Annotated in this window: 36 protein-coding genes and 2 riboswitches; of the genes, 31 read left to right on the top strand and 5 right to left on the bottom strand. The window is 69.7% G+C overall.

Going from position 1 to position 25,283, the window contains the following annotated elements:
- The first annotated feature begins 100 nt into the window (after positions 1 to 100).
- Genes hisS through QN206_06735 form a run of 3 tightly spaced genes read left to right on the top strand, consistent with a single transcriptional unit; the run spans position 101 to position 4,527 of the window.
- The gene (gene hisS / locus QN206_06745) at positions 101 to 1,366 is read left to right on the top strand and encodes a histidine--tRNA ligase (GenBank protein MDR7614509.1); all 1,266 of its coding nucleotides are present in this window, start codon (positions 101 to 103) and stop codon (positions 1,364 to 1,366) included.
- Complete coding sequence (aspS, locus tag QN206_06740; GenBank protein MDR7614508.1) at positions 1,363 to 3,135, top strand: aspartate--tRNA ligase; 1,773 nt, start codon at positions 1,363 to 1,365, stop codon at positions 3,133 to 3,135. Before hisS ends, aspS begins: the two co-directional genes overlap by 4 nt.
- 42 nt (positions 3,136 to 3,177) lie before the next feature.
- Positions 3,178 to 4,527, top strand: coding sequence for a replication-associated recombination protein A (locus QN206_06735; protein ID MDR7614507.1), 1,350 nt, complete (start codon positions 3,178 to 3,180; stop codon positions 4,525 to 4,527).
- Here QN206_06735 and QN206_06730 read toward each other — a convergent pair.
- The 5 genes from QN206_06730 to QN206_06710 all read right to left on the bottom strand — a co-directional run bounded on the left by QN206_06730 (position 4,494) and on the right by QN206_06710 (position 9,848).
- A complete protein-coding gene (locus tag QN206_06730; protein ID MDR7614506.1) occupies positions 4,494 to 6,176 on the bottom strand; it encodes a DNA mismatch repair protein MutS in 1,683 nt (560 codons plus the stop codon). The two genes, QN206_06735 and QN206_06730, sit on opposite strands and share 34 nt — an antisense overlap.
- A complete protein-coding gene (locus tag QN206_06725) occupies positions 6,151 to 7,716 on the bottom strand; it encodes a DNA mismatch repair protein MutS (protein MDR7614505.1) in 1,566 nt (521 codons plus the stop codon). The genes QN206_06730 and QN206_06725 overlap by 26 nt, the downstream gene beginning before the upstream one ends.
- 150 nt (positions 7,717 to 7,866) lie before the next feature.
- Positions 7,867 to 7,931, bottom strand: a riboswitch (Fluoride riboswitch).
- Between the two features lie 72 nt (positions 7,932 to 8,003).
- Positions 8,004 to 8,447 carry a hypothetical protein gene (locus QN206_06720; GenBank protein ID MDR7614504.1) on the bottom strand — a complete coding sequence of 148 codons (444 nt, stop codon included), beginning with the start codon at positions 8,445 to 8,447 and terminating at the stop codon, positions 8,004 to 8,006.
- The gene (locus QN206_06715; protein MDR7614503.1) at positions 8,444 to 8,848 is read right to left on the bottom strand and encodes a hypothetical protein; all 405 of its coding nucleotides are present in this window, start codon (positions 8,846 to 8,848) and stop codon (positions 8,444 to 8,446) included. Before QN206_06715 ends, QN206_06720 begins: the two co-directional genes overlap by 4 nt.
- Positions 8,849 to 8,874: 26 nt before the next feature.
- A riboswitch (Fluoride riboswitch) is annotated at positions 8,875 to 8,942 on the bottom strand.
- Positions 8,943 to 8,981: 39 nt separating this feature from the next.
- Complete coding sequence (locus tag QN206_06710; protein MDR7614502.1) at positions 8,982 to 9,848, bottom strand: DUF1932 domain-containing protein; 867 nt, start codon at positions 9,846 to 9,848, stop codon at positions 8,982 to 8,984.
- A gap of 171 nt (positions 9,849 to 10,019) precedes the next feature.
- Here QN206_06710 and QN206_06705 point away from each other — a divergent pair, with 171 nt between their 5' ends.
- The 28 genes from QN206_06705 to map all read left to right on the top strand — a co-directional run bounded on the left by QN206_06705 (position 10,020) and on the right by map (position 25,282).
- Positions 10,020 to 10,286 carry a ribosomal L7Ae/L30e/S12e/Gadd45 family protein gene (locus QN206_06705; protein MDR7614501.1) on the top strand — a complete coding sequence of 89 codons (267 nt, stop codon included), beginning with the start codon at positions 10,020 to 10,022 and terminating at the stop codon, positions 10,284 to 10,286.
- A 244-nt stretch (positions 10,287 to 10,530) separates the two neighbouring features.
- Positions 10,531 to 10,905, top strand: a complete 375-nt coding sequence (gene rpsL / locus QN206_06700) for a 30S ribosomal protein S12 (protein ID MDR7614500.1) — start codon at positions 10,531 to 10,533, stop codon at positions 10,903 to 10,905.
- A gap of 12 nt (positions 10,906 to 10,917) precedes the next feature.
- Complete coding sequence (rpsG, locus tag QN206_06695) at positions 10,918 to 11,388, top strand: 30S ribosomal protein S7 (GenBank protein ID MDR7614499.1); 471 nt, start codon at positions 10,918 to 10,920, stop codon at positions 11,386 to 11,388.
- Positions 11,389 to 11,395: 7 nt separating this feature from the next.
- Positions 11,396 to 13,483, top strand: coding sequence for an elongation factor G (gene fusA, locus QN206_06690; GenBank protein MDR7614498.1), 2,088 nt, complete (start codon positions 11,396 to 11,398; stop codon positions 13,481 to 13,483).
- 11 nt (positions 13,484 to 13,494) lie between these two features.
- Positions 13,495 to 13,800 carry a 30S ribosomal protein S10 gene (gene rpsJ / locus QN206_06685; protein MDR7614497.1) on the top strand — a complete coding sequence of 102 codons (306 nt, stop codon included), beginning with the start codon at positions 13,495 to 13,497 and terminating at the stop codon, positions 13,798 to 13,800.
- Between the two features lie 21 nt (positions 13,801 to 13,821).
- A complete protein-coding gene (gene rplC, locus QN206_06680) occupies positions 13,822 to 14,454 on the top strand; it encodes a 50S ribosomal protein L3 (GenBank protein MDR7614496.1) in 633 nt (210 codons plus the stop codon).
- A 5-nt stretch (positions 14,455 to 14,459) separates the two neighbouring features.
- Positions 14,460 to 15,083 carry a 50S ribosomal protein L4 gene (gene rplD / locus QN206_06675; GenBank protein MDR7614495.1) on the top strand — a complete coding sequence of 208 codons (624 nt, stop codon included), beginning with the start codon at positions 14,460 to 14,462 and terminating at the stop codon, positions 15,081 to 15,083.
- Positions 15,080 to 15,367, top strand: coding sequence for a 50S ribosomal protein L23 (gene rplW, locus QN206_06670; protein MDR7614494.1), 288 nt, complete (start codon positions 15,080 to 15,082; stop codon positions 15,365 to 15,367). The genes rplD and rplW overlap by 4 nt, the downstream gene beginning before the upstream one ends.
- 8 nt (positions 15,368 to 15,375) lie before the next feature.
- On the top strand, positions 15,376 to 16,203 hold the full coding sequence (gene rplB, locus QN206_06665) for a 50S ribosomal protein L2 (GenBank protein MDR7614493.1): 828 nt from the start codon (positions 15,376 to 15,378) through the stop codon (positions 16,201 to 16,203).
- Positions 16,204 to 16,213: 10 nt separating this feature from the next.
- Positions 16,214 to 16,513 carry a 30S ribosomal protein S19 gene (rpsS, locus tag QN206_06660; protein ID MDR7614492.1) on the top strand — a complete coding sequence of 100 codons (300 nt, stop codon included), beginning with the start codon at positions 16,214 to 16,216 and terminating at the stop codon, positions 16,511 to 16,513.
- Positions 16,514 to 16,515: 2 nt separating this feature from the next.
- On the top strand, positions 16,516 to 16,860 hold the full coding sequence (rplV, locus tag QN206_06655; protein MDR7614491.1) for a 50S ribosomal protein L22: 345 nt from the start codon (positions 16,516 to 16,518) through the stop codon (positions 16,858 to 16,860).
- Positions 16,861 to 16,872: 12 nt separating this feature from the next.
- A complete protein-coding gene (rpsC, locus tag QN206_06650; GenBank protein ID MDR7614490.1) occupies positions 16,873 to 17,541 on the top strand; it encodes a 30S ribosomal protein S3 in 669 nt (222 codons plus the stop codon).
- A 16-nt stretch (positions 17,542 to 17,557) separates the two neighbouring features.
- Positions 17,558 to 17,989, top strand: coding sequence for a 50S ribosomal protein L16 (gene rplP / locus QN206_06645; protein ID MDR7614489.1), 432 nt, complete (start codon positions 17,558 to 17,560; stop codon positions 17,987 to 17,989).
- Positions 17,990 to 18,000: 11 nt separating this feature from the next.
- A complete protein-coding gene (rpmC, locus tag QN206_06640; GenBank protein ID MDR7614488.1) occupies positions 18,001 to 18,180 on the top strand; it encodes a 50S ribosomal protein L29 in 180 nt (59 codons plus the stop codon).
- An 18-nt stretch (positions 18,181 to 18,198) separates the two neighbouring features.
- Positions 18,199 to 18,510, top strand: a complete 312-nt coding sequence (gene rpsQ, locus QN206_06635; protein MDR7614487.1) for a 30S ribosomal protein S17 — start codon at positions 18,199 to 18,201, stop codon at positions 18,508 to 18,510.
- 3 nt (positions 18,511 to 18,513) lie between these two features.
- Positions 18,514 to 18,882, top strand: coding sequence for a 50S ribosomal protein L14 (gene rplN / locus QN206_06630; protein MDR7614486.1), 369 nt, complete (start codon positions 18,514 to 18,516; stop codon positions 18,880 to 18,882).
- A 31-nt stretch (positions 18,883 to 18,913) separates the two neighbouring features.
- On the top strand, positions 18,914 to 19,231 hold the full coding sequence (gene rplX / locus QN206_06625; GenBank protein MDR7614485.1) for a 50S ribosomal protein L24: 318 nt from the start codon (positions 18,914 to 18,916) through the stop codon (positions 19,229 to 19,231).
- Positions 19,232 to 19,241: 10 nt separating this feature from the next.
- A complete protein-coding gene (rplE, locus tag QN206_06620; protein MDR7614484.1) occupies positions 19,242 to 19,805 on the top strand; it encodes a 50S ribosomal protein L5 in 564 nt (187 codons plus the stop codon).
- Positions 19,806 to 19,813: 8 nt separating this feature from the next.
- Positions 19,814 to 19,999, top strand: a complete 186-nt coding sequence (locus tag QN206_06615; GenBank protein ID MDR7614483.1) for a type Z 30S ribosomal protein S14 — start codon at positions 19,814 to 19,816, stop codon at positions 19,997 to 19,999.
- A gap of 9 nt (positions 20,000 to 20,008) precedes the next feature.
- Positions 20,009 to 20,410, top strand: coding sequence for a 30S ribosomal protein S8 (gene rpsH, locus QN206_06610; GenBank protein MDR7614482.1), 402 nt, complete (start codon positions 20,009 to 20,011; stop codon positions 20,408 to 20,410).
- 9 nt (positions 20,411 to 20,419) lie between these two features.
- Entirely contained in the window at positions 20,420 to 20,971 is a 552-nt protein-coding gene (gene rplF, locus QN206_06605; GenBank protein ID MDR7614481.1) for a 50S ribosomal protein L6, read from the top strand.
- Positions 20,972 to 20,980: 9 nt separating this feature from the next.
- Positions 20,981 to 21,349, top strand: a complete 369-nt coding sequence (rplR, locus tag QN206_06600) for a 50S ribosomal protein L18 (protein ID MDR7614480.1) — start codon at positions 20,981 to 20,983, stop codon at positions 21,347 to 21,349.
- 9 nt (positions 21,350 to 21,358) lie between these two features.
- Positions 21,359 to 21,883 (top strand): 30S ribosomal protein S5, encoded by a 525-nt coding sequence (rpsE, locus tag QN206_06595; GenBank protein ID MDR7614479.1) that lies wholly within the window; start codon positions 21,359 to 21,361, stop codon positions 21,881 to 21,883.
- A gap of 2 nt (positions 21,884 to 21,885) precedes the next feature.
- Positions 21,886 to 22,104: a 50S ribosomal protein L30 gene (gene rpmD, locus QN206_06590; GenBank protein MDR7614478.1), complete on the top strand. Its 219-nt coding sequence runs from the start codon at positions 21,886 to 21,888 to the stop codon at positions 22,102 to 22,104.
- Complete coding sequence (gene rplO, locus QN206_06585; GenBank protein ID MDR7614477.1) at positions 22,085 to 22,558, top strand: 50S ribosomal protein L15; 474 nt, start codon at positions 22,085 to 22,087, stop codon at positions 22,556 to 22,558. The genes rpmD and rplO overlap by 20 nt, the downstream gene beginning before the upstream one ends.
- Entirely contained in the window at positions 22,555 to 23,838 is a 1,284-nt protein-coding gene (secY, locus tag QN206_06580; protein ID MDR7614476.1) for a preprotein translocase subunit SecY, read from the top strand. The genes rplO and secY overlap by 4 nt, the downstream gene beginning before the upstream one ends.
- Positions 23,835 to 24,497, top strand: a complete 663-nt coding sequence (locus QN206_06575; GenBank protein MDR7614475.1) for an adenylate kinase — start codon at positions 23,835 to 23,837, stop codon at positions 24,495 to 24,497. The genes secY and QN206_06575 overlap by 4 nt, the downstream gene beginning before the upstream one ends.
- Positions 24,494 to 25,282 carry a type I methionyl aminopeptidase gene (gene map, locus QN206_06570; protein ID MDR7614474.1) on the top strand — a complete coding sequence of 263 codons (789 nt, stop codon included), beginning with the start codon at positions 24,494 to 24,496 and terminating at the stop codon, positions 25,280 to 25,282. The genes QN206_06575 and map overlap by 4 nt, the downstream gene beginning before the upstream one ends.
- Position 25,283: the final 1 nt, after the last annotated feature.

Raw genomic sequence — 25,283 nt, 5'->3', positions numbered from 1 at the left:
TACAATCTCGGCAAGGCGAGCGGGATCGGTGGCCGGAGGCCACGCAGCGTCGCTCCGTTCCTCACAAGCGGGCGGAGCGCTTTGATTTGGAGGGGTTCCCATGGCGAGGTACCAGGCACCCCGCGGGATGCGGGACGTGCTCCCCCCCGAGTCCGAGAGGTGGCAGCGCGTCCTCGCCCGGTGCCGGGAGTTCGCGCACCGGTACGGGTACCGGGAGATCCGGACCCCCGTGGTGGAGCACACGGAGGTGTTCCTGCGGGGCGTGGGGGAGGGGACGGACATCGTGGACAAGGAGATGTACACCTTCACGGACCGGGGAGGGCGCAGCCTCACCCTCCGGCCCGAGGGCACGGCCCCGGTGATGCGGGCGTACCTCGAGCACGGCCTTCACACCCGGCCGCAGCCCGTGAAGCTGTACTACATCGCGGAGATGTTCCGGTACGACCGCCCGCAGGCGGGGCGCTACCGGCAGCACACCCAGTTCGGGGCGGAGGTGCTGGGGAGCCCCTCCCCCGCCGCGGACGTGGAGGTGCTCGCGCTGCCCATCCGGATCCTGCAGAGCCTGGGGCTGCGGGAGGTCCGGGTCCACCTCAACAGCGTGGGAGACGCGGCCTGCCGACCACCCTACATCCAGCGGGTCCGGGAGTACTTCGAGCGGTTCGCGGACGAACTGGACGAGGACAGCCGCCGGCGGCTCCGCACGAACCCCCTCCGCATCTTCGACTCCAAGGTGGAGCGGACCCGGGAGATCGCCCGAGACGCGCCCAAGATGCTGGACTACCTCTGTGACGCGTGCCGGGCGCACTTCGAGGGGGTGGTGCGGCGGTTCGCGTGGCTTGGGATCCCCACGGAGGTGGACCCCTTCATCGTGCGGGGACTCGACTATTACACCCGGACGGCCGCGGAGGTCTTCAGCGGCAGGCTGGGCGCCCAGAACGCGGTCTTCGGCGGCGGACGGTACGACGGGCTCGCGGAGGCCCTGGGAGGCCCCCCCACGCCCGGTGTGGGCTTCGGCATGGGCATCGAGCGGGTGCTGCTGATCCTGGAGCAGGAGGGGGTGCTTCCGGAGGAGCCCTGGCCCGTGGAGGTGTACGTGGCCAGCAGCGGCCCCCGGGCGGAGGAGGAGGCTTTTGGACTCCTGGATCGGTTGCGGGAAGCTGGGTTCCGGGCCGAGGGAGACCTCATGGGAAGGGGTCTCGGCGCCCAGCTGCGGCATGCGGCGCGTCTTGGCGCACAGTATGCGGTGATCCTTCTGGACGCGGGCCTGGAGCGGGGAGAGGCGGTGCTCCGGAATCTCCAGGCGGGGGAGCAGCGGGTGGTCCCCCTGGACCGGGTGGTGGAGACCCTGCGCGAGGGGACGGGGTGAAACCCACCCGGTTCCGCACCCACGGTTGCGGGGAGCTGCGACCAGAGCACGCGGGCCAGGTCGTGCGCCTGTGCGGGTGGGTGCACCGTCGTCGGGATCTGGGGGGCCTCATCTTCCTGGACCTGCGAGATCGGTCCGGCATCGTGCAGGTGATCGCGAGCCCGGAGGCCCCGCAGGCCCATGCGGCCGCGGACCAGGCGCGCTCGGAGTACGTGGTGCAGGTGGAGGGGGAGGTGGTCCTCCGCCCCCCCCAGACGGTGAACCCGAAGCTGGCGACCGGGACGGTGGAGGTGCGGGCCCACCGCCTGGAGATCCTCAATCCCGCCCGCACGCCGCCGTTCGAAATCTCCAACGACGTGGATGTAGACGAGACCGTACGGCTCCGCTACCGCTACCTCGACCTGCGGCGGCCCAGCATGCAGCACAATCTCCTCCTCCGGCACCGGCTCGCGCAGGCCGCCCGCGAGTTCCTGAGCCGGGAGGGATTTGTGGAGATCGAGACCCCGCACCTCATCCGGGCCACGCCGGAGGGTGCCCGGGACTTCCTGGTGCCGAGCCGGCTGCACCCGGGCAAGTTCTACGTGCTCCCCCAGTCCCCGCAGCTCCTCAAGCAGATCCTCATGGTGGCGGGATTCGACCGGTACTTCCAGCTCGCCCGCTGCTTCCGGGATGAGGACCTCCGGGCCGACCGCCAGCCGGAGTTCACCCAGATCGACCTGGAGATGTCCTTCGTGGATCGGGAGGACGTGCTGGAGCTCAGCGAGCGCCTCCTGCACCACCTCCTCCGGGAGGTGATGGGCATCGAGGTCTCGCTCCCCTTCCCGCGGCTCCCGTACGCGGAGGCCTTGGCCCGGTACGGCACCGACAAGCCGGATCTGCGCTACGGACTGGAGATCGCGGATCTCACCGAGATCTTCGCCCACAGCGAGGTGCGGATCTTCCGGGAGGCCATCGCCGCGGGAGGCGCGGTGCGGGGCCTCTGTGTCCCCGGGCAGGCGGGTCTGAGCCGGAAATCCCTGGAGGAGCTGCGGGAGCGGGCGGTGGCGGAAGGGCTCCGGGGGTTGGTTTCCCTGGGTCTCACGCCCGAGGGTCCCCGGGGAGCCATCGCCAAGACCCTCACGGAGGGACAGCTGCACGCGTTACGGGAAGCTCTGGGTGCCGGCCCGGGGGATCTCGTGCTCCTGGCCGCGGACGAGCCGCATCGGGTCTCCGGAGCCCTGGGGAAGCTACGACAGGAGCTGGCCCGCCGCCTCGGCCTCGTCCCTCCCGGCACCTTCCGGTTCGCGTGGGTCGTGGAGTTCCCGCTGCTGGAGTACGACCCGGAGGCCGGCCGCTACGTGGCCGTGCACCACCCCTTCACCGCGCCCCTGGACGAGGACCTCCCCCTGCTGGAGCGGGATCCCCTCCGGGTGCGGGCGAAGGCTTACGATCTCGTGCTGAACGGGGTGGAGGTGGGCGGCGGCAGCATCCGGATTCACCGGCGGGAGCTGCAGGAGCGGATCTTCGCCCTGCTGGGCCTCGCGCCGGAGCAGGCCCAGGAGCGGTTCGGGTTTCTCCTGGAGGCCTTCCAGTACGGGGCCCCGCCGCACGGCGGCATCGCCTTCGGATTCGATCGGCTGGTGATGCTCCTGGCGGGGAGGGAGACCATCCGGGACGTGATCGCCTTCCCCAAGACCGCCAGCGCCACGGACCTGATGATGGGCGCGCCCAGCGAGGTGGACCCGGAGCAGCTCCGGGAGGTGCACATCGCCGTCGTCCCTCCGGAGTAGGCGACTTGCCCGTCCTCCCGGGAGGTGCCATCCTGAGCCTGGATGGCGCTGTTCGAACCGGATCCGACCTCCCTCCCCCTCGCGGCCCGGATGCGGCCGCGCACCCTGGAAGAGTTCGTGGGACAGCGGCACCTACTGGGCCCCGGCAGGTTCCTCCACCGGCTCCTGAGCTCTGGGCAGCTCGTCTCCCTCATCCTGTACGGTCCGCCGGGGACCGGCAAGACCTCCCTGGCCCAGGTCCTCGCCAATACCCTCCGCGCCCACTTCGTCTCCCTCAACGCGGTCACGAGCGGCGTGGCGGAGGTGCGGCGGGTGATCCAGGAGGCCCGGGACCGGCTCCGCTACCGGGGAGAGCGCACGGTGCTGTTCATCGACGAGATCCACCGGTTCAACCGATCCCAGCAGGATCTCCTGCTCCCTGCGGTGGAGGACGGGACCGTGGTCCTCGTCGGTGCCACCACCCAGAACCCCTTCTTCGACGTGAACCCCACCCTGCTCTCCCGGTGCCGGCTCCTGCGCCTGGAGCCCCTGCGGCCGGAGGAGATCGGCAAGATCGTGGAGCGGGCCCTGCAGGACCCGGAGCGGGGCCTGGGCAGGGAGCGGGTGGAGCTGAGCCCGGAAGCCCTGGCGCACCTGGTGGATGCCGCGAACGGAGATGCCCGGGTGGCCCTCAACGCCCTGGAGGTGGCGGTCCGGACCACGCCCCCGGACGCGGACGGCGTGCGGCGGGTGGGGCTCGCGGCGGTGGAGGAGGCCTTGCAGCGGCGGATGATCCGGTACGACAAATCCGGGGACGAGCACTACGACGTGGCGAGCGCCTTCATCAAGAGCCTCCGGGGGTCAGACCCGGACGCCGCGGTGTACTGGCTCGTGCGCATGCTCGAGGCCGGAGAGGATCCGCGGTTCATCGCCCGCCGGATGATCGTGCACGCGGCGGAGGACGTGGGGCTCGCAGATCCCACCGCCCTCCTCGTGGCGGTCGCGGCCGCGCACGCGGTGGAGTTCGTAGGCCTGCCGGAAGCCCAGATCCCGCTCGCGGAAGCGGCCATCTACATCGCGTGCGCGCCGAAGAGCAACGCGGTGGTGCGGGCCCTGGCCCGGGCCCGGGAGGATCTGGAGCACCTGCCCGCGTTGCCGGTTCCCCTGCACCTGCGGGATGTCTCCTACCCGGGAGCCGTGCAGCTCGGCCACGGCCAGGCGTACCGCTACCCGCATGACTTCCCCGGCGGGTTCGTGGAGCAGGACTACCTGCCCGAGAACCTCCGGGGACGCGTGTACTACGAGCCCACGGACCAGGGGCGTGAGGCGGAGATCCGGGAGCGCCTCATGCGGCTGTGGAGGGACCGCCGGTGCCCGCCTCAGGGTGCCCCCCGGGATTCCGCATCCGAGTAGCGCGGCGACGGTGGAACCGTGCCCGGGGTTGTGCCCCACGGAGAGGATCCGTCCTCCATGCGGGAGGTTCCGAAGATCCGGTGGTAGACGTCTGCCCCGTGGCTGGTGGGGAGCGGCTCCCCGGGGAGGATCCGATAGGTCCGGCGCCCGTCCGGAAGCCGCTCCGCCCGCAGGAACAGGACGTGACTCAGCCCCCGGTCGCGGAAGGAACGGACGAGGTCGTAGAAGTGGGTGACGAAGTAGGTTCGGACACCCAGCTCCGTGAGGGCCCGGAGGACCTGGCGGGCGATCTCTGATCCCTCCCGTTCATTGGTGGCGGAAAAGGACTCGTTGCAGAGCAAAACCGCGCCGGGGCGGATGTGATCCACGATGATACTCATGCGGGCGAGTTCCTCATCGAGCTTCCCCCGTTCCAGCGCGATGTCCTCCTCCCGCTTGAAGTGCGTGAAGAGCCCGATGCAGAGGCTTGCGGTGAAAGATCGTGCAGGCACGAAGATCCCGGCCTGCATCAGGAGCTGCGCGATGCCGAGGCTGCGGAGGAAGGTCGTCTTCCCCCCCGAGTTGGGCCCCGTGATGAATATTAGGCTTTTGCCATCCGCCTCCAGGTCGTTGGGGACCACCGGCCGGTCCTCCGTCAGGACGAGCACCGCATCATGCAGACCCCGGAAGGACAGCCGCCGCTCGGCAACGGAAGCGGGCTGCGGGAAGCAGGAGGGGACGTCCCGGTCGGTGAGCGCTTCGTGGAGGTTGAGGCAGCCTACGTAGAAGGCGAGCTCCGCCCGCAGCATACAGAAGAAGTCCCGCACGTGGTCCGCGGCCCGGCCCAGAGCGTCCGCGGCAGAGGCGATGCCCCGGTTGCGGAGCTCCTGCAGCGTCTGGGCCCCGGCCTCGTCCCGGGGGGAGACCTCGAACCGGTAGACGGGTGAGGCCTCCCCCCAAAGGCTCCTCCACCAATTCCGGACAGCCCGGTGTCCGCCGGGCACCCGGTGGAGGCGGTAGCCGGTGCTCTTGTTGGCCGTTCCGAGCTGTGCGCTCAGCAGCACTCCACGAGGGAATCGGAGCTCGTGCAGGTGGCCTTGGACCTCTTCCAGGTACGTCGCGCTCAGGTTCTCCCGAAGGGCGGTGAAGAACCGGGTCCATCCCTCCGAGCGGAGCTGGGGTCCATGCTGCTCCGCGATCTCCCGCAACTCCCGCAGTAGGGGGAGGAGCCGCTCCAGGGTCTCCACGGCCTCGCGCAGAACCCAGTCGGGGAAGCGGGAGAGCACGCCGAGGAAATGTCCCCGGGTCCGTTCCGCGGCTTCCACGGTGAGGGCGTAGAGGCGGCGGACCACCGCTGGATGCTCCAGGCAGTCCTGCAGGATGTCCTGGCGGTACCGGATGACCGAGGGATCTCCCTGTGTCCCTTCCAACAGGATCCTGCGGCTCACCTCGTGGACCCAGTCGTCTCCCCGCGCCATGGCAGAAAGGAGGGGAGCGAGGTGGAGGTCCCGCTCCAGGTCCTCCGCGTTCGGGGGGAGGCCGGTGCGGGGATCGGCCTCCGGGGCACGGCGCGAACGGTAGCCCGTGCGCCGCGCGGTCCGGTCTGCCACCGCCCGCTGCGCCCGCATCCAGTCAAAATCCACATCAGGATAGAGGAGCCGGGCTCTCATGTCGGAGGCGTTCCCGGATCTGGTCCTCGGTGAGGCGGTGCTTCCGCGCCAGAGCGACGGCGTATGCGAGGCCATCCGCGGGCCGCCGCTCGATGCGGAAGGTCCGCACCTCGGGGTTCTGAGGATCCACGGTGGCCACCATGCTCACCGTCTGCGCGTTGAGGGAGGCCAGCTCGTCCAGGAAGGTGACCCACACGCAGAGGGCACCCCGGTCCAGGACCGCGGTGGCGATCCGCTCGCTCAGGAAAAGGGCGTCGTGCAGGGAGGTGGAGGAGAAGGGCTCGTTGAGGATGAGGAGACTGTGGGGCGTGGCGTTCTCGAGGATCCTGCGGATTCGGAGGAGGTCGTCCTCCAGCTTGCCCGTCTGGTGCAGCGCGGGCTCCCCTCGTTCGAAGTGCGTGAAGATCCGGTCGGTGAGGAGCAATCGAGCCTGTGTACCGGGTACGGGGCACCCGAGGGCCGCGAGATGGTGCAGCTGTCCGATGCTCCGGGCGAAGGTGGTCTTCCCGCCCTGATTGGAACCGGTCACCACCAGCATGCGCTCGGGACCGGTGAGCTCGAAGTCGTTGCATACGGGAACGGTCCCCTCCCGGACGAGCTTCTGGGCCAGGGCCAGATCGTAACAATTTCGAGCGTAGATTCGACCCGGCTTCTCGGTGATCTCGGGGTAGCAGAAGGGGAGGCCCGCCTGCTGAAGGGGGGCAATGTACGCGAGATAGGAGAGATAGAACTGCACTTCGCGGTCGAAGGCGACGACCACCGGGTCGGGGAAGGAGCGGTGGGCCCGACGGAAAGCGGCAAGACGGGAGAAGACTTCAGGATGGAGACGGGCCACGCCGTCCAGGATCTGCGCCTCCACGTGATTCATCTCCGGAGAGTCCCGGAAGGTGAAGGCGGATCCCGGGACATCCGCCTGACGGAAACGTTCGAACGCGGCCACGATTTCCGCACTGTAGTCCGGTTCTCCGGCGTAGGGCCGGACCTCCACCCGCAGCCCCCGGATGAGGACGGTGTACCGGATCGCAGAGAGCTCCTGCAGGAGCCGCACGGCCTCCGCGTGGAGCTGCCAGAACGCCGCCGAGGCGACGGAGCGCTCCAGGTAGTCGCGGAAGGCCACCAGGCCCGCGGACCGGATCCGCGCCCGGGACAGATCCTCCGCGAGTTGCTGGATGGCCTCACAGTACCGGTAAGCGGCGTCCAGAAACCAGCGTTCCCGCTGCCGCACATAGAACGTCGTCTCCGCGTGCGCGAGGTGTTCCCGGACGGCCTGCATGGCGGCGGCGAAGCTGGCGATCCGGGCATACACGTGAGGGTCCTCCAGGTCCCGCATGACCTGCTGACGGTACATCACCGCGGAGGGGCTCCGGAGCGGGGTGTAAAAGAAAGGTTTGAGATCGTACGCTTCCCGACCCGCGAGGACGGCGTCCACCACCTGGTCCAGGAAGAGATCGGAAACGCAGGGCGGGGGATCCGTGGAAAGCGCAGGCCGTGGTTCGTCGGGTGGGAAGAGGATGCTGGGCGGGTGGACGGGGCCTTCCATCGGTGCGCCCCCTTCACGGGGCGGGGAGCAGGCGCACGATGAGGCCGTCCGCGGCCCCTCGGATCTCGGCGGAATCCCCCGGATGAGCCATACGGCGTCCACGGAGCACCTCCGCTCGGGGAGGGGCCGAATAGAAAAGGCCCCTACCCGATCTGGGTAGGAGCCATCAGCCTCTCATCGAGGCGGTTTGGGCGGGCTCCATCGCCCTCGACCTCATTCTACAGGAGGCGGGGGCGCTGTCAACCGGCCTGGAGGGGCGGGGAGGCGGTGGGCGGTTTCTTCCCGGTTCACGGTGTGTTGCGGTATCCGAACAGGGCCCGCAGTCGCCTGCGCAGCGCATCGGAGGCCGAGATCCGCGGGGAATCCGGCGCGTTCACCCCCGCCTCCCGGGCACGATCGCGCAGCACGCGGATCTCCCGCTCCAGCCGGTCTAGTGATCGCCGGGCCTGGCGAAGGGATGCCTCCAGACCCGTGAGGTTCATCCGCAGCCCGCGCACGGCCTCGTCCGCGAGGTACGCCCGGTGCCGGAGGGTAGCGAGCTCAGCCCGGGCGGTCCGCAGCGCCCGCAGGGGGTCTTCGGAGGGTCCGTCCAGGTGCACCGCGGCGCCGTATCCCAACAGGATCCGCAGCCCCTCCTCCTCCCGCCAGCCCTCTGCCCGGAGGACCGATTCCACCTCTGCCCAGAGATCCTCCTCCAGGAGCAGGTGCACGGTGGCCAGCACGTCCGTCACGGTCGAATTCCCCGTTCCCGCAAGGCCTCTACCAGGACCCGGCGCTCCTGCTGGAGGGCAAAGAGGCGGTCTCGGAGCGCGCGGTACTCCTCCTCCAGGGCGGCCACCTGGGACCTCAGCGTGTCCCGTTCCAGCTCGGTTTGGAGCACGCGGGCGCGCATGGAAAGCAGATGTGCGGCGGCTTCCCGCCGCTGGAGCTCCAACCGTTCTGCCTCGTCCGCGGTGGCTGGCTCCGCCTCCATGCGATGCCATCGGTGCTGGTCACGGGCGTAGTGTCGGGCTCCCTCGGCGAGGAGCCACACAAGGCCTGCTTCCAGGGGCCCGTCGCCCCGGCGGGCCAGGTCCGCGGCGAGGCGGGTGAGGTCTTCGCCCGCCAGGAGAAGGGTCAGGGTCCGGCCCATGTTGAAGAAAAAAGGCCCCCACTGCTTTACAAGTAGGAGCCATCAGCCTGGTCCGGGCCAGGCAGGTAGGGCGAGCTCCATCGCCCGATATTCGAGTCCGTCCTCCTCAGGGTAAGCCTTCGGGTCTTGCCCGTCAACCATCCGGGCGGTTGCCGCGGATCCGGCTCGGTGATCCCTCCCGGGTCCACCCCGCCAGGTCCTCCAGCCACGCCACGCAGGCCCGGGCGACCCGGGCGGGAACCCCGAGCTCGTCCAGCAGTTCGCAGGCGGCCCGCATCTCGTCCGCCCGCCGCGCCGCGTGCTGGCGTGTCCCCTCCACCAAGCGGTGGAGGAGGGCCGCGTCGGCCTCTTCCAGGGTCTTGGAGATGTCCTCCAAGACCTCCCTCTCGCAACCGAGGGCCCGGGCCGCGACCAGGGCCTCCAGGACGGAGGCCGCGAGCCCCTTCGTGAACACGCTGCGCACCAGTTTGCGGGCGGCCGCCAAGCCCACCTCCGGCCCCAGGACCCGCACCGGCATTCCCAGGGGCGCGAGCCGATCCGCCAACGCCTGCGCGCCGGGCCCGCTGGCCAGGGCCGGGGTCCGGACGCCCCGCCCGGGGACGGGCGCCATCAGCGCGACGTCCGCGAACAGGGCCCCGGAGGATTCCAGGAGGCGGGCCACCTGCCGCTTTACGGCCGGGGAGGTACTGTTGCAGTCCGCGTACACCTGGCCCGGCCGCAGCCGCTCGCCCACCGCCGAGGCCACCGCCAGGGAGGCGGAGGGCGTGGTGAGCACCAGGATCACCTCCGCGTCCTCCACCGCGGCGTGAGGGTCCTCCGCAAGGCGCACCCCTTCGGGAAGACGCTTCGGCTGGGGATCCCAGCCCACCACCCGGACCCCTGCCCGCGCGAGGTCCTCCGCCACCGCGCTCCCCGCCTCACCCAGGCCGAGGACGGCTACCGTGAGGGAGGCTAAAGACAGGCGCCGCAGCACGGCCGCATTGTATTCCCCCGGCCGGATAGTGTCAACTTTGTTGTAGACAGTTCAGACCTGCGCCCTGTGCCGGTGGGGTCGCGGAGGCTTCCCGCGCGGGCCCTCGGTTGACAGGGCCGAATGGATTGTCTATCCTCGGAGAGGCCCGCAGGTCCCTGAGGACAGGAGGCCACGGGCTTCCTGGAGGAGGCTGGGGCCGTGACGCTTGAGGCGCTGCGCCAGGCCGCGCACCGCGCGGTGGGAACGAACCAGACGGCCAAGGCCATCCAGCGGGGGCAGGCCCTGGTCGTGTTTGTGGCGAAGGACGCGGACCCGCGGGTCACGGAGTCGGTGGTGCGGGCGGCGCAGCAGAAGGGGCTCCCGCTGGTGCAGGAGCACACGAAGCGGGAGCTCGGACGTGCGTGTGGGATCGCGGTGGACGCGGCCGCGGCCGCGATCCTGAGGGGACCCGCTTCGGAGTCGTAACCCCGGGTCCGGCGGATCGCTACCGAGCCGCATCGTCGAGGCAGTGACCGCGCCGCAGGACGTCCGGCGCCATGATCTCCGAGGTCACCCCCTGGGGATCCGCTGGCGGGCGGGCCGGTTGTCCATCGGGCGCGGGATCGGATCCCCCGATCCGATGGGAGGGCAGAGGACCTGGCGGGATCATCCGGTGCCCGACCGGGGCCTGGGTGTGGCGTGATTCCGGGAATTTTGGGAGGGAGGTTGGATGCCGACCATCAACCAATTGGTGCGCTACGGGCGGGAGCCCCTGCGGCACAAGAGCAAGTCGCCGGCGCTGCAGGGGAACCCCTTCAAGCGGGGAGTGTGCATCCAGGTGAAGACCATGACCCCGAAGAAGCCGAACTCCGCCCTGCGGAAGATCGCCCGGGTCCGGCTCACGAACGGGATCGAGGTCACGGCCTACATCCCGGGCATCGGGCACAACCTCCAGGAGCACTCCGTGGTGCTGGTCCGGGGCGGGCGGGTGAAGGACCTGCCGGGCATCCGGTACCACATCGTCCGCGGCGCCCTGGACGCCGCGGGCGTGGCGGGTCGGCGGCAGGGGCGCAGCAAGTACGGGGCCAAGCGGCCCAAGCAGTAGGGGGGGAGGAGGATGCCGCGCAAGGGACCGGTTCCGCCCCGGGTGATTCCTCCGGACGTGGTGTACGGGAGCCCCATCGTCCAGCGGCTCATCAACAAGGTCATGAAGAAGGGCAAGAAGACCGTCGCGGAGTGGATCGTCTACAGCGCCCTTCGCAAGGTGGAAGAGAAGACGGGGCAGCATCCCGTCCAGGTCCTGGAGAAGGCCCTGGGGAACGTGATGCCCATCCTGGAGGTCCGTCCCCGCCGGGTGGGGGGAGCCACGTATCAGGTGCCCATCGAGGTGCGGCCCGAGCGACGGATGTCCCTGGGCATCCGGTGGCTGGTGGAGTACGCCCGCCAGCGGTCCGGCCGGAGCATGATCGAGAAGCTCGCCGCGGAGATCCTGGATGCGGCCCAGGGGCAGGGCGGAGCCGTGAAGCGGCGGGACGAGGTGCACCGCATGGCGGAGGCGAACAAGGCCTTCGCCCACTATCGGTGGTGATGGAGACGTGATGGCCAAGGTACCCATTGAACGCATCCGAAACATCGGGATCATTGCCCACATCGACGCGGGGAAGACCACGACCACGGAGCGCATCCTGTTCTACACGGGTCGGGTCCACCGCCTGGGCGAGGTGGATGAAGGCTCTGCCACCATGGACTGGATGGTCCAGGAGCGGGAGCGGGGGATCACCATCACCTCCGCGGCCACCACCTGCTTCTGGCGGGACCACCGCATCAACATCATCGATACCCCCGGACACGTGGACTTCACCGTGGAGGTGGAGCGCAGCCTCCGGGTGTTGGACGGAGCCATCGTCATCCTCAGCGCGGTGGAGGGGGTTCAACCGCAGTCGGAGACCGTCTGGCGGCAGGCGGATCGTTACCGGGTCCCCCGCATCGTGTACGTGAACAAGATGGACCGCACGGGCGCGGACTTCCTCCGGGTGGTGGAGATGGTCCGGGAGCGGCTCGGCGCGAACGCGGTCCCCGTGCAGCTGCCCATCGGCGCGGAGGATGGCTTCCGGGGCGTGGTGGACCTGGTGCGCATGCGATCCATCATCTACCTGGACGATCTCGGAACCCGGTCCGATGAGACCGCCATTCCGGAGGACCTCCTGGACCGGGCCCGGGAGTATCGGGAGAGGCTCCTGGAGGCCGCCTCAGAGGTCTCGGACGAGGTCATGATGGCCTATCTGGAGGCCCAGCCCGTTTCTGAGGCCCTGCTCAAGCAGGCCATCCGCCAGGGGACGATCTCCGGAAAGATCGTCCCCGTGCTGGCGGGTTCCTCCTTCCGGAACAAGGGGGTACAGCCCCTGCTGGACGCGGTGGTGGACTACCTCCCCTCCCCCCTCGACATCGGTCCCGTCCGGGGCTCCAATCCCCTGACCGGAGAGGCGGAGGAGCGGCCCCCGGACGAGCAGGCCCCGTTCGCGGCCCTCGCCTTCAAGATCATGACGGACCCCTATGTGGGGAAGCTCACGTACTTCCGGGTCTACTCCGGCACCCTCCGGGCCGGCTCCTACGTCTTCAACGCCACCAAGGGGACCCGGGAGCGGGTGAGCCGCATCCTCCAGATGCACGCCAACCACCGGGAGGACATCCCCGAGGCCACGGCGGGAAACGTGGTGGCCGCGGTGGGGCTTCGGGTCACCACCACGGGGGACACCCTGTGCGATGAGGCGGCCCCCATTCTGCTGGAGGCCATGCAGTTCCCGGAGCCCGTGATCTCCGTGGCCATCGAGCCGAAGACCAAGGCGGACGCGGACAAACTTGCCACCGCCCTCGCCAAGCTGGCGGAGGAGGACCCCACCTTCAAGGTGCGCTACGATCCGGAGACCGGTCAGACCATCGTCTCGGGCATGGGCGAGCTGCACCTGGAGATCATCACGGACCGCCTGGTGCGGGAGTTCCGGGTGGAGGCCCGGGTGGGCCGGCCGCAGGTGGCGTACAAGGAGACCATCCGGGTCCCGGCTCGGGGTGAGGGGAAGTTCATCCGGCAGACCGGTGGTCGGGGCCAGTACGGGCACGTGATCCTGGAGATCGAGCCCCTCGGGCGCGGTGGGGGGTTCGAGTTCGTGGACCGCACCACGGGCGGGGTGGTGCCCAAGGAGTTCCACAAGGCCATCGAGCAGGGAGTCCGGGAGGCCATGGAGACGGGCGTGCTGGCAGGGTACCCCGTGATCGACGTGCGGGCCACCCTCGTGGACGGGTCCTACCACGAGGTGGACTCCTCGGAGTTGGCCTTCAAGATCGCGGGGTCCCTGGCCTTCAAGGACGCCGCGATGAAGGCGGGGCTGGTGCTCCTGGAGCCCATCATGAAGGTGGAGGTGACAACCCCCGAGGCCTACCTGGGGGACGTCCTCTCCGACCTCAACGCCCGGCGGGGCCGCATCCAGTCCATGGAGGAGCAGGCGGGAATGCGGGTCGTCACGGCCCTCGTCCCCCTCGCGGAGATGTTCGGGTATGCCACGGACCTCCGGTCCATGACCCAGGGGAGGGGCTCGTACACCATGGAGTTCTCCCACTATGAGGAGGTGCCGCCCAACGTGGCGGAGGAGATCATCCGGGGGCGGCCCGTGGCCGCGAGAGCCTAGGGAGGAGTTCCATGGCACAGCGGATCCGCATCAAGCTGCGCGCCTTCGACCACCGGCTGCTGGACCAGTCCGCGGCCATGATCGTGGAGACCGTGCGGCGGACCGGGGCCCGGGTGAGCGGGCCCGTCCCCCTCCCCACGGATCGGAACGTGTACTGCGTGATCCGATCTCCCCACACGGACAAGGAATCCATGGAGCACTTCCAGATCCTCACGCACAAGCGGCTCATCGACATCCTGGAGCCCACCCAGAAGACCGTGGACGCCCTGATGACGCTGGACCTCCCCGCGGGCGTGGACATCGAGATCAAGCTGTAGGAGGTCGGAGGGGGTGGTTCCATGGTGGCGATCCTAGGACGGAAGATCGGGATGACGCAGGTCTTCGATGAGCGGACGGGTGCGGTGGTGCCCGTGACCGTGGTGGAGGCCACCCCGAACGTGGTGGTGGGGCTCCGTACCCCGGAGCGGGACGGGTATCGGGCGGTGCAGCTGGGGTTCGAGCCGGTGCCGGAGCACCGGGTGAACAAGCCCATGCGGGGCGTGTTCCGCAAAGCCGGGGTGCGGCCCCACCGGATCCTTCGGGAGTTCCGGATCGAGGACGGGGAGGGATACCGGGTGGGGCAGGAGATCACGGTCTCGGTGTTCTCCGAGGGGGATAAGGTGGACGTGACGGGCACGAGCAAGGGCAAGGGATTCGCGGGAGCCATCAAGCGGCACGGATTCGGAGGGCAGCGGGACTCCCACGGGGTCTCCCTCATGCACCGGGCCGTGGGGAGCATCGGCACGAGCGGCGTGGGAAAGGTCTGGAAGGGAAAGCGCATGCCCGGCCGCATGGGCGGCGAGCGGGTCACCATCCGGGGACTGTCGGTGGTGCGGGTAGACCCCGAACACCACCTCCTCCTCATCAAGGGCGCGGTGCCCGGGCCCAGGGGGGGACTGGTGATGATCCGGAAGGCAAAGACACAGGAGTGATGGGGATGCCGGTGGTCACCAGTTACGACGCGCAAGGCCGTGCGGTCGGCCAGGTGGAGCTCCCGGCGGCCATCTTCGGCATCAAGCCGCACAAGGCCGTGGTCCACCAGGCCCTGGTGGCCCAGTGGGCGGCTGCCCGGGCTGGTACCGCCTCCACCAAGACCCGGGGAGAGGTGGCGGGGAGCACCCGGAAGATCTGGCGCCAGAAGGGCACGGGCCGGGCCCGTCACGGGGACATCCGGGCCCCCATCTTCGTGGGGGGCGGGGTGGTCTTCGGCCCCAAACCCCGGGACTACACCCAGCGGCTCCCGAAGGCCATGCGGCGGCTGGCGGTGCGCTCCGTGCTCTCGGATGCCGTGGCCACGGGCCGGCTCCGGGTGGTGGAGGGGTTTGGGGTCGCGGAGGGCCGGACCCGGGAGGTGGTGGCGTTTCTGCAGCGGATGGGACTAGTGGGCCGCATCCTCCTCATCGCCCGGGATGAGGAGAAGCTGGTGCGCCGGGCCGCCCGCAACCTCCCCCGGGTCCTGGTCCTGGGTCCCGGAACCCTGAACGTGGCGGACCTCCTGTGGGCGGATCACATCCTGGTGGAGCGGGCGGCCATCCCGAGGATGGAGGAGGTGCTCGCATGAGGGATCCCCGGGAGATCCTCCGCCGTCCCATCCTCACGGAGAAGAGCATGCGGGGCGTGGAGTTGGGGAAGTACACTTTTGAGGTGGCCCGGGACGCGACCAAGCCCGAGATCCGGGAGGCCGTGGAGCGGATCTTCGGGGTGAAGGTGGCCAAGGTGAACACCCTCCGGATTCCCGGAAAGACCCGGCGGAGGGGACCGCATGTGTACCGGACGCCGGATCGCAAGAAGGCCATCGTCACCCTCCAGGCGGGCTACAAGATCGATCTGGAGCAGTTCGCGTAGGAGGAGAGATGGGCATCAAGAAGTACGGACCCACGACCCCGGGCCGGCGGATCGCCACGGGCTACACCTTCGAGGAGATCACCAAGGACTCCCCGGAGCGGTCCCTGGTGGTCTCCCTTCACCGGCACGCGGGTCGCAACAACCAGGGCCGCATCACGGTGCGGCATCGGGGCGGGGGGCACAAGCGTCTGTACCGCCTCGTTGACTTCCGCCGGGACAAGGACGGGGTGCCGGCCCGGGTAGCCGCCATCGAGTACGACCCGAACCGCTCCGCCCGGATCGCCCTCCTGCAGTACGCGGACGGCGAGAAGCGCTACATCCTGGCCCCCGTGGGACTTCAAGTTGGGGATGTGGTGATGAGCGGGGAGAACGTGGAGATCAAACCCGGGAACGCCCTCCCTCTGGCGAACATCCCCACGGGCACCCTCGTGCACAACGTGGAGCTGGTGCCCGGGCGAGGGGGGCAGCTGGTGCGGGCCGCGGGGGCCGCGGCCCAGGTCATGGCCAAGGAGGGGGAGTATGCCCTCCTGCGGCTGCCGAGCGGCGAGCTCCGGAAGATCCACATCCGGTGCCGGGCCACCGTGGGGCAGGTGGGCAACGTGGAGCACGAGGCCATCAAGTACGGGAAGGCGGGACGGCGGCGGTGGCTGGGGTGGCGGCCCGCGGTGCGGGGCGTGGCCATGGACCCCCGCAGCCACCCCCACGGCGGCGGGGAAGGTCGCTCCCCCGTCGGCATGCCGAGCCCCGTCTCCCCGTGGGGCAAGCCCACCCTGGGGAAGAAGACGCGCAAGCCCCGCAAGCCCAGCACCCGCTTCATCGTGAAGCGCCGGAAGTGAGGGAAGGGGAATGGGCCGATCCAAGAAGAAGGGACCGTTCGTGGACGCGCACCTCCTGGAGAAGATCCGCGCCCTCAACGAGCGGCGGGAGAAGCGGGTGATCCGCACCTGGTCGCGGCGCTCCACCATCACCCCGGAGTTCGTGGGGCATACCATCGCGGTGTACGACGGCCGCAAGCACGTGCCCATCTACATCACGGAGCAGATGGTGGGCCACAAGCTGGGAGAGTTCGCGCCCACCCGGACCTTCCGGGGCCACGGCGGGGGGGGGGAGCGCACCACCACCGTGCGGCGGAGGGAGGAGAAGTAGCCATGGAGGCCCGGGCCATCGCCAAGTACATCCGGATGTCCCCGAAGAAGGTCCGCCGGGTGGCGGATGTGGTCCGGGGGCGGCCCGTGCAGGAAGCCCTGGCCCTCCTCCGGGTCCTGCCCCATCGGGGGGCCCGGGTGATCGAGAAGGCCATCCGGTCCGCGGTGGCCAACGCGGAGCATAACCTGGAACTGGATCCGGACCACCTCGTGGTGGCCCGCATCTCCGTGGACCGGGGGCCTGGGGGCGGGATGTGGAAGCGGCTGTGGCCACGGGCGCGGGGAAGGGCGGACATCATCCGCCGCCACACCTGCCACGTCACCGTGGTGGTGGCGGAGCGGGAGTGAGGAGGGCTGACGGTGGGACAGAAGGTACACCCCGTGGGGCTGCGGATCGGGATCATCCGGGACTGGGAGTCCCGGTGGTTCGGGACCAACAAGAACTTCGCGGACCAGCTCCACGAGGACCTCCGGATCCGGAGGTACATCAAGGAGAAGATGTTCCGTGCGGGGATCTCCCGCATCGAGATCGAGCGCCAGGGGAACCGCATCCGGGTAACGGTCCACACCGCCCGACCCGGCATCCTCATCGGCCGGGGCGGGGTGGGGATCGATGCCCTCCGCCAGGAGCTCAGTGCGCTGACGGGCAAGGAGGTCCAGGTGAACGTCCAGGAGATCCGTCGGCCGGAGCTGGAGGCGCAACTGGTGGCGGAGACCGTGGCCCAGCAGCTGGAACGCCGGGTGGCCCACCGGCGGGCCATGAAGCAGGCGGTGCAGCGGGCCCTGCGGGCGGGCGCCAAGGGCATTAAAATCGAAGTCTCGGGCCGCATCGCGGGCGCGGAGATCGCCCGGTCCGAGTGGTACCGGGAGGGTCGGGTTCCGCTCCACACGCTCCGGGCGGACATCGACTTCGGGGTGGCGGAGGCCCTCACCAAGTACGGCCGGATCGGGGTCAAGGTGTGGGTGTACCGGGGGGACGTGTTCCCGGAGTCCCGCCGGGAGGCGGGCGCCCTGCGGGCTCGGGCGTAGAGGAGGGAGGCGCATCATGCTGATGCCCAAGCGGGTGAAGTTCCGCAAGCAGCACCGGGGACGGCGCACCGGCATGGCCTACAGCGGGAACACCGTGGTCTTCGGGGAGTACGGCCTGCAGTGCATGGAGCCGGGGTGGATCACCGCCCAGCAGCTGGAAGCCGCCCGCCGCACCATCACCCGCCACATCAAGCGGGGGGGGAAGCTGTGGATCCGGATCTTCCCCGACAAGCCGGTGACCCGGAAGCCCGCGGAGACCCGCATGGGCGGGGGCAAGGGCAACCCGGAGTACTGGGTGGCCGTGGTGCGGCCCGGCCGCATCCTCTTCGAGCTTGGGGGGGTTGGAGAGGAGGTGGCCCGGGAGGCGTTGGAACTCGCGGGGTACAAGCTCCCCGTGCGGGTACGGTTCGTCCGGCGGGAGGAGCGCGCGGGAGGGATGCTCCATTGAAGGCGCAACAGATGCGGGAGCTCAGTACGGAGGAGCTGCAGCGGCGGCTGGATGAGGCCGTTCAGGAGGCCTTCCGCCTGCAGATCCAGATCCGTGCGGGGAAGGCCCAGAACCCCTCGCGTCTGCGGGAGGTCCGCAAGGACATCGCCCGGCTGAAGACCGTGCTCGCGGAGCGCGGGGTTCGGGTGTAGGAGGAGGCCGTGGAGAAGGTGAGGGTTCGGGGGAAGCGCAAGGTCCTGGTAGGCGAGGTGGTGAGCGACAGGATGGACAAGACGGTGGTGGTCCGGGTGGAGACGGTGACCCGCCACCCCCTTTACCAGAAGCCCGTCCGCCGGCACCGGAAGTTCAAGGCGCACGACGAGCACAACGCCTGCCGGGTGGGGGACGTGGTGCGCATCATGGAGACCCGTCCCCTCTCGAAGGAGAAGCGGTGGCGGGTGGTGGAGATCCTCCAGCGGGCCCACCCGGCCGCGGTGGAGGCCGTGGAGGAGCCGGAAGGCCCACAGCCCGGGGAGGGATAGACCATGCTGCAGAACCTGTCCAGGGTGAAGGTGGCGGACAACACGGGTGTGCGGGAGATCGGCATCATCCGGGTCCTGGGCGGGAGCAACCGCCGGTACGCCCGGGTGGGGGACATCGTGGTGGCCTCCGTGAAGGAGGCGGTCCCCAACAGCCCCATCAAGAAGGGGGAGGTGGTGCGGGCGGTGATCGTGCGCACCCGCAAGGAGATCCGTCGGCCGGACGGATCGTACATCCGCTTCGACGACAACGCCGCGGTGCTGATCAACGAGCAGCTCAATCCCCGGGGCACCCGGATCTTCGGGCCCGTGGCCCGGGAGCTGCGGGACAGGCAGTTCATGAAGATCATCTCCCTGGCGCCGGAGGTGCTCTGAGATGCCCGTCGTGGGAGCCGACCGCGTCAGGATGCACGTCCGGAAGGGGGACCTGGTGGTGGTCATCTCGGGAAAGTACAAGGGAAAGCGGGGCAAGGTCCTGCGGGTGCTCCCCCGGGAGGGACGGGTGATCGTGGAGGGCGTGAACCTGGTGAAGCGCCACATGAAACCCTCCCCCAAGAACCCCCAGGGCGGCATCGTGGAAAAGGAGGCCCCCATCCCGGCCTCCAAGGTGATGCTGGTGGACCCCGAGACCAAGGGGCGCACCCGGGTCGGGGTGCGGGTCCTGCCGGACGGCCGACGGGTGCGGTACGCGAAGAAGTCCGGGGAGCTCATCGATAAGGCGTGAGGGGCGTATGGTGCCGAGGCTGAAGGAGAAGTACCTGCGGGAGGTGCGGCCCGCCCTGCAGCAGCGGTTCGGGTACCGCAACCCCATGGAGATCCCGCGCCTGGTGAAGGTGGTGCTGAACATGCGGGTGGGGGAAGGGGCGCAGGACCCCCGTCAGGCGGATCGGGCGGCGGAGCAGCTGGCCGTCATCGCGGGACAGAAGCCCGTGATCACCCGGGCCCGGAAGTCCATCGCGGCCTTCAAGCTGCGCAAGGGGGCTCCCATCGGGGTCATGGTCACCCTGCGGGGCAACCGCATGTGGGAGTTTTTGGAGAAGTTCATCCACGTGGCCCTGCCCCGGATCAAGGACTTCCGGGGCTTCAGCGAGCGGCAGCTGGACGGCCGGGGCAACCTCAACCTCGGCATCCGGGAGCAACTGATCTTCCCGGAGTTGGACTACGACAAGATCGACAAGATCCGCGGCATGGACATCGCCATCGTCACCACGGCCCGCACGGACGAGGAGGCCCGGGAACTGCTGCGCCTGCTGGGCCTGCCCTTCCGGGAGCGGGAGCCGGCGGCCGCGGCGTCCTAGGAGGAAGCATGGCACGGAAGGCCTTGATCGAGAAGTGGAAGCGGCCCCCGAAGTTCCGGGTCCGGGCCTACAGCCGCTGCGAGCGGTGCGGGCGCCCCCGGGCCGTGTTCCGGAAGTTCCGACTGTGCCGGATCTGCCTGCGGGAGCTCGCCTATCGGGGAGAGATCCCGGGCATGACCAAGGCCAGCTGGTAGGGGACCCGGATGAGCAAGGTCACGGATCCCATCGCGGACATGCTGACCCGGATCCGCAACGCGAACGCCGCGGGGCACGAGGAGGTGCAGGTCCCGGCGAGCCGGCTCAAGACGGAGATCGCCCGCATCCTGAAGGAGGAGGGGTACATCGCGGACTACCGGGTGGAACCGGACGGCAAGCAGGGGATTCTCTCCATCCGGCTTCGGTACGGCCCCAAGAAGCAGCGGGTCCTCCTGGGACTCCGGCGGGTCAGCAAGCCCGGCCGCCGAATCTACGTCCGGCGGGATCAGATCCCCCGGGTCCAGGGAGGGCTCGGCATCGCCATCCTCTCCACCTCGAAGGGGGTGATGACCGATCAACAGGCCCGGGCGGCCGGGGTGGGCGGCGAGGTGATCTGCTTTGTCTGGTGAGGGAAGGCCATGAGTCGCATCGGACGGATGCCGGTCCCCATCCCTGCGGGAGTGGAGGTTCAGGTGGACGGTGCCCGGGTGCGGGTGCGGGGGCCCCGGGGGGAGCTGGAGCGCACCGTGCACCCGGACATGCGCGTCGTGGTGGAGGACGGGAGCCTCGTGGTCCAGCGTCCCACGGATCTCCGGCACCACCGGGCCCTCCACGGCCTCACCCGGGCCCTGTTGGCGAACATGGTGCGGGGCGTGGTGGAGGGGTACACCAAGGAGCTGGAGCTGGTGGGTACCGGGTACCGGGCGGCCCTCCAGGGCGGCAAGCTGGTCCTCCAGCTGGGGTTCTCGCATCCCGTGGAGTTCACCCCCCCTCCGGGCATCACCCTGGAGGTCCCGGTTCCCACCCGCATCGTGGTGCGGGGAATCGACAAGGAGCTGGTGGGGCAGGTGGCCGCCCAGCTTCGGGCCCTCCGCCCGCCGGATCCCTACAAGGGGAAGGGGATTCGGTATGCGGGCGAAATCCTGAAACTCAAGCCCGGCAAGGCGGGCCGCGCGGGCGGGAGGAAGTAGGTGGGGGTCATGATCTTGAAGGAGGATCGGAACCAGCGGCGGAAGATCCGGCACGCCCGCATCCGGAAAAAGGTGTTCGGCACCGCCGAGCGTCCCCGCCTCAGCGTGTTCCGGAGCCTCAAGCACATCTATGCCCAGTTGATCGACGACGAGCGAGGACACACCCTGGCTGCGGCCAGCACCCTGGATCCCGAGATCCGGGATCAACTCAAGGGGCTTCCCAAGACGGAGCAAAGCCGCCTCGTGGGGCAGCTCCTGGCCCGGCGGGCCAAGGCCAAAGGGGTCACGCGGGTGGTCTTCGACCGGGGGGGCTACAAGTACCACGGTCGGGTGCGGGCCCTGGCGGAAGGTGCCCGCAGCGAGGGCCTGGAGTTCTAGGAGGCGAGGATGGCGGAACCCGTAAGCCCCAACGAGGTCACCCTGAGCTTCGAGAAGACCGTCTCCATCACCCGGGTGGCGAAGGTCACCCAGGGGGCCAAGCGGTTCAACTTCCGGGTGATGGTGGTGGTCGGGAATCAGGACGGCGTGGTGGGCGTGGGGATCGGAAAGGCCGCGGAGGTCCCCGATGCCATCCGCAAGGCCGTGGAGGACGCCAAGAAGAACCTGGTGCGGATCCCCCGGAGGGGAACCACCATCCCGCACGAGGTCATCGCGAAGTTCGGGGCGTCCGAGGTGCTCCTGAAACCCGCCCGCGAGGGGACCGGGGTCATCGCAGCCGGCGCGGTCCGGGCCGTGATGGACGCGGCGGGCATCCGGGACGTGCTCACCAAGGCCCTGGGCAGCACCAACCCCATCAACCTCACCCGGGCGGCCTTCAAGGGCCTGCGGATGCTGCGCACCCCCGAAGAGGTGGCCGCCGCCCGCGGCAAGCGGGTGGAGGAGATCCTGGGGCGGGCCGCGGTGGGAGGATAGGGATGGCGGGTCGGGTACGCCTCACCCTGCAGCGATCCCTCATCGGCACCACGGAGGACCAGCGGGCCGCGGTGCGGACCCTGGGCCTGCGCCGGAGGGGGCAGTCCGTGGTACGGATGTGGTCCCCGGAACTCGAGGGCGCCCTCCGGAAGGTCCGTCACCTGGTGGCGGTGGAGCCCGTGGAGGTGGAGGAGGGAGAGGATGCCGCTACGGCTGGATAACCTGGCACCCCCGCCCGGTGCTAAGCGCCGGCGCAAGCGGGTCGGGCGGGGAATCGGCAGCGGGCACGGGACGTACGCGGGCCGGGGGATCAAGGGGCAGAAGGCCCGGAGCGGTAAGGGGCCCCGCCCCGGATTCGAGGGAGGCCAGACCCCGCTGAGCAAGCGGATCCCGTTCCAGCGGGGCGTGCGGGCGTACGGAGCCTCCCACACGGGAGGACCCCCGCGGCCGCCGTACGTGGAGGTGACCCTCAAGCAGCTGGAGCGGTTCGACCCGGGCAGCGAGGTGACCCCGGAGCGGCTGCGGGAAGCCGGCGTGGTCTCCCGGAAGGGCCGCATCAAGGTTCTGGGGACGGGCCAGCTCACGCGTCCCCTCACCGTGCGGGCTCACGCCTTCACCGCCTCCGCCAAGGCGGCCATCGAAGCGGCAGGAGGGCGTGCGGAGGTCATCCCGTGATCGGTGGCCTTGCCAATCCCCTCCGGATCCCGGACCTGCGCCGCCGGTTGATGTTCACGGCCCTCATGCTGGCCCTGTTCCGTCTGGGTGCCCACATCCCGGTGCCGGGCGTGAACGTGGAGGCCGTCCGGCAGCAGTTCCAGCAGGCGGCCCAAGGGACAGCCTTCGGATTCCTGAACCTCCTGGTGGGCGGGGCGCTCGAGAACTTCAGCATCTTCGCCTTGGGCGTGATCCCCTACATCACCGCCTCCATCATCATGAGCCTGCTGCAGGTGGCCTTCCCCCGCCTCAAGGAGATGGCGCGGGAGGAGGGGGAGGCGGGCCGCCGCCGCATCGGTTGGTACACCCTCTACCTCACCATTCCCCTCGCAGCTCTCCAGGCATGGGGCCAGACGGGCCTCATCCAGGCCTTCAGCCAGGGCCGGGCCATCACGGATTACAGCCCCCTCAACTGGGCCCTCATCCTCTCCACCCTGGTGGCGGGCAGCATGGTCCTCACCTGGATGGGAGAGGTCATGACGGAGCACGGGGTCGGCAACGGGGTGTCGCTGTTGATCTTCGGTGGAATCGTGGCCCGCATCCCCCGGCAGATCGCGGCCACCCTGGCCACCATCCAGGTGGGGTCCGCCTCGTTCTTGCTGTTCCTCCTGGACGTGGTGCTGGTGCTTCTCAGCATCGTGGCCGTCATCTTCATCACTCAGGCCACCCGGCGCATCCCGGTCCAGTACGCACGGCGGGTGGTGGGCCGGCGGGTGCTGGGCGGGCAGACCACGCACCTCCCCCTCAAGATCGTGCAGGCGGGCGTGATCCCCATCATCTTCGCCATCTCCGTGCTGCAGTTCCCCAGCACCGTGGCGAGCTTCGTGCGCTGGCAGCCCCTGGTGGACTGGGGGCAGCGGTTGCAGCCCGGGCAGCACTGGTTGGGCACCCTGCTCTACGCGGTCCTCATCATCGTCTTCACGTACTTCTACACCGCGGTCCAGTTCGACCCGGACGACATCGCGGACAACATCAAGAAGTACGGAGGGTTCATCCCCGGGATCCGTCCGGGACGTCCCACCAGCGAGTTCCTCATGCGGGTCACGGAGCGCCTCACCTTCGTGGGGGCGCTCTTCCTGAGCGCCATCGCGGTCCTTCCGCTTCTCTTCCGGGCCGCCAGCAGCCTCACCCTCTACCTGGCGGGCACCTCCGTGCTGATCGTGGTGGGGGTCGCCCTGGAGACCATGCGACAGCTGGAGGCCTACGTCCTCATGCGGCACTACGAAGGCTTTCTGCGATGAACGTGGTGTTCCTGGGGCCTCCGGGCGCGGGCAAGGGAACCCAGGCGGCCCGGGTCTCTGCCTGCTACGGGATCCCCCACATCGCCACGGGCGACATGCTCCGGGAGGCCATCGCGCGGGGTACAGAGCTGGGACGGCTCGCGAGGTCCTACGTGGACCGAGGGGAGCTCGTGCCGGACGAGGTCATGCTGCGCCTCGTGGAGGAGCGGCTCCGGGAGCCCGATGCGCGGGGTGGGTTTCTGCTCGACGGCTTCCCCCGCACGCGCCCCCAGGCGGAGGGCCTCGATGCCCTCCTGGACCGGATGGGTCGGCGGCTGGACCTGGTGGTGTTCTTCCGGGTCCCCCAAGAAACCCTCCTGCGCCGCCTGGGCGGACGGTGGATCTGCCGGGCCGCGGGCCACGTGTACCACGAGGACCACCACCCGCCGCGCGTTCCGGGCCGGTGCGACCTGGACGGGAGCGAGCTCTACCAGCGCCCGGACGACCGACCGGAGGCCGTGGCCCGGCGCCTGGAGGTCTACGAACGGCAGACGGCCCCCCTCGTGGAATACTACCGGGCCCGGGGCGTGTTCCGGGAGGTGGACGGGGCCGCGGGACTGGAGGAGGTCACCCGCCGGCTCTGCACCATCCTGGACGAGGCAAGGACGGGACGAGCGTGAACGACGTACGGACCCGGGGCATCTACATCAAGACCCGGGAGGAAATCGACCGGATGCGCCGGGCGGGACAGGTTGCAGCCCGGGCCCTGCGGGTGGTGGCCGCGGCGGTGCGGCCCGGGGTGTCCACCGCGTACCTGGATCGGGTGGCGGAGGAGGCCATCCGGCGGGAAGGCGGAGTCCCCTCCTTCAAGGGCTACCGGGGCTTTCCCGCCAACATCTGCGTCTCCGTCAACGACCAGATCGTGCACGGGATCCCCGGCCGACGCGTCCTGCGGGAGGGGGATCTCGTGAAGATCGACCTGGGAGCCTATGTGGACGGTTTCCACGGGGATGTGGCCACCACGGTCCCCGTGGGCCGGATCCCCCCGCGGCTGGCCCGGCTCGTGCGGGTGACGGAGGAGGCCCTGTACCGGGCCATCGCCCTGGTTCGACCCGGGGCACACCTAGGGGACATCGGCCACGCCATCCAGTCCTTTGTGGAGGCCCACGGGTTCTCCGTGGTGCGGAACTTCGGGGGCCACGGGGTGGGGCGGGAACTCCACGAGGATCCGCAGGTCCCGAACTTCGGGAGGCCCGGGAAGGGGCTCGTGCTGCAGCCGGGGATGACCCTCGCCATCGAGCCCATGGTGAACCTCGGAACGTGGCGGACGGTGGTGGACGGGGACGGGTGGACGGTGCGCACCGCGGACGGCCAGCCCTCCGCCCACTTCGAGCACACGGTGGCGGTGACGGAGGAGGGGTGCGAGATCCTCACCCTCCTGGACGAGGAAGGACAAAAACGGTAAC

The sequence above is a fragment of the Armatimonadota bacterium genome (assembly GCA_031460175.1).
Classification (GTDB): domain Bacteria; phylum Sysuimicrobiota; class Sysuimicrobiia; order Sysuimicrobiales; family Sysuimicrobiaceae; genus Sysuimicrobium; species Sysuimicrobium tengchongense.
Note: the sequence above shows the minus strand (reverse complement) of the source record. Positions and strands in the feature narration are given on the sequence as shown.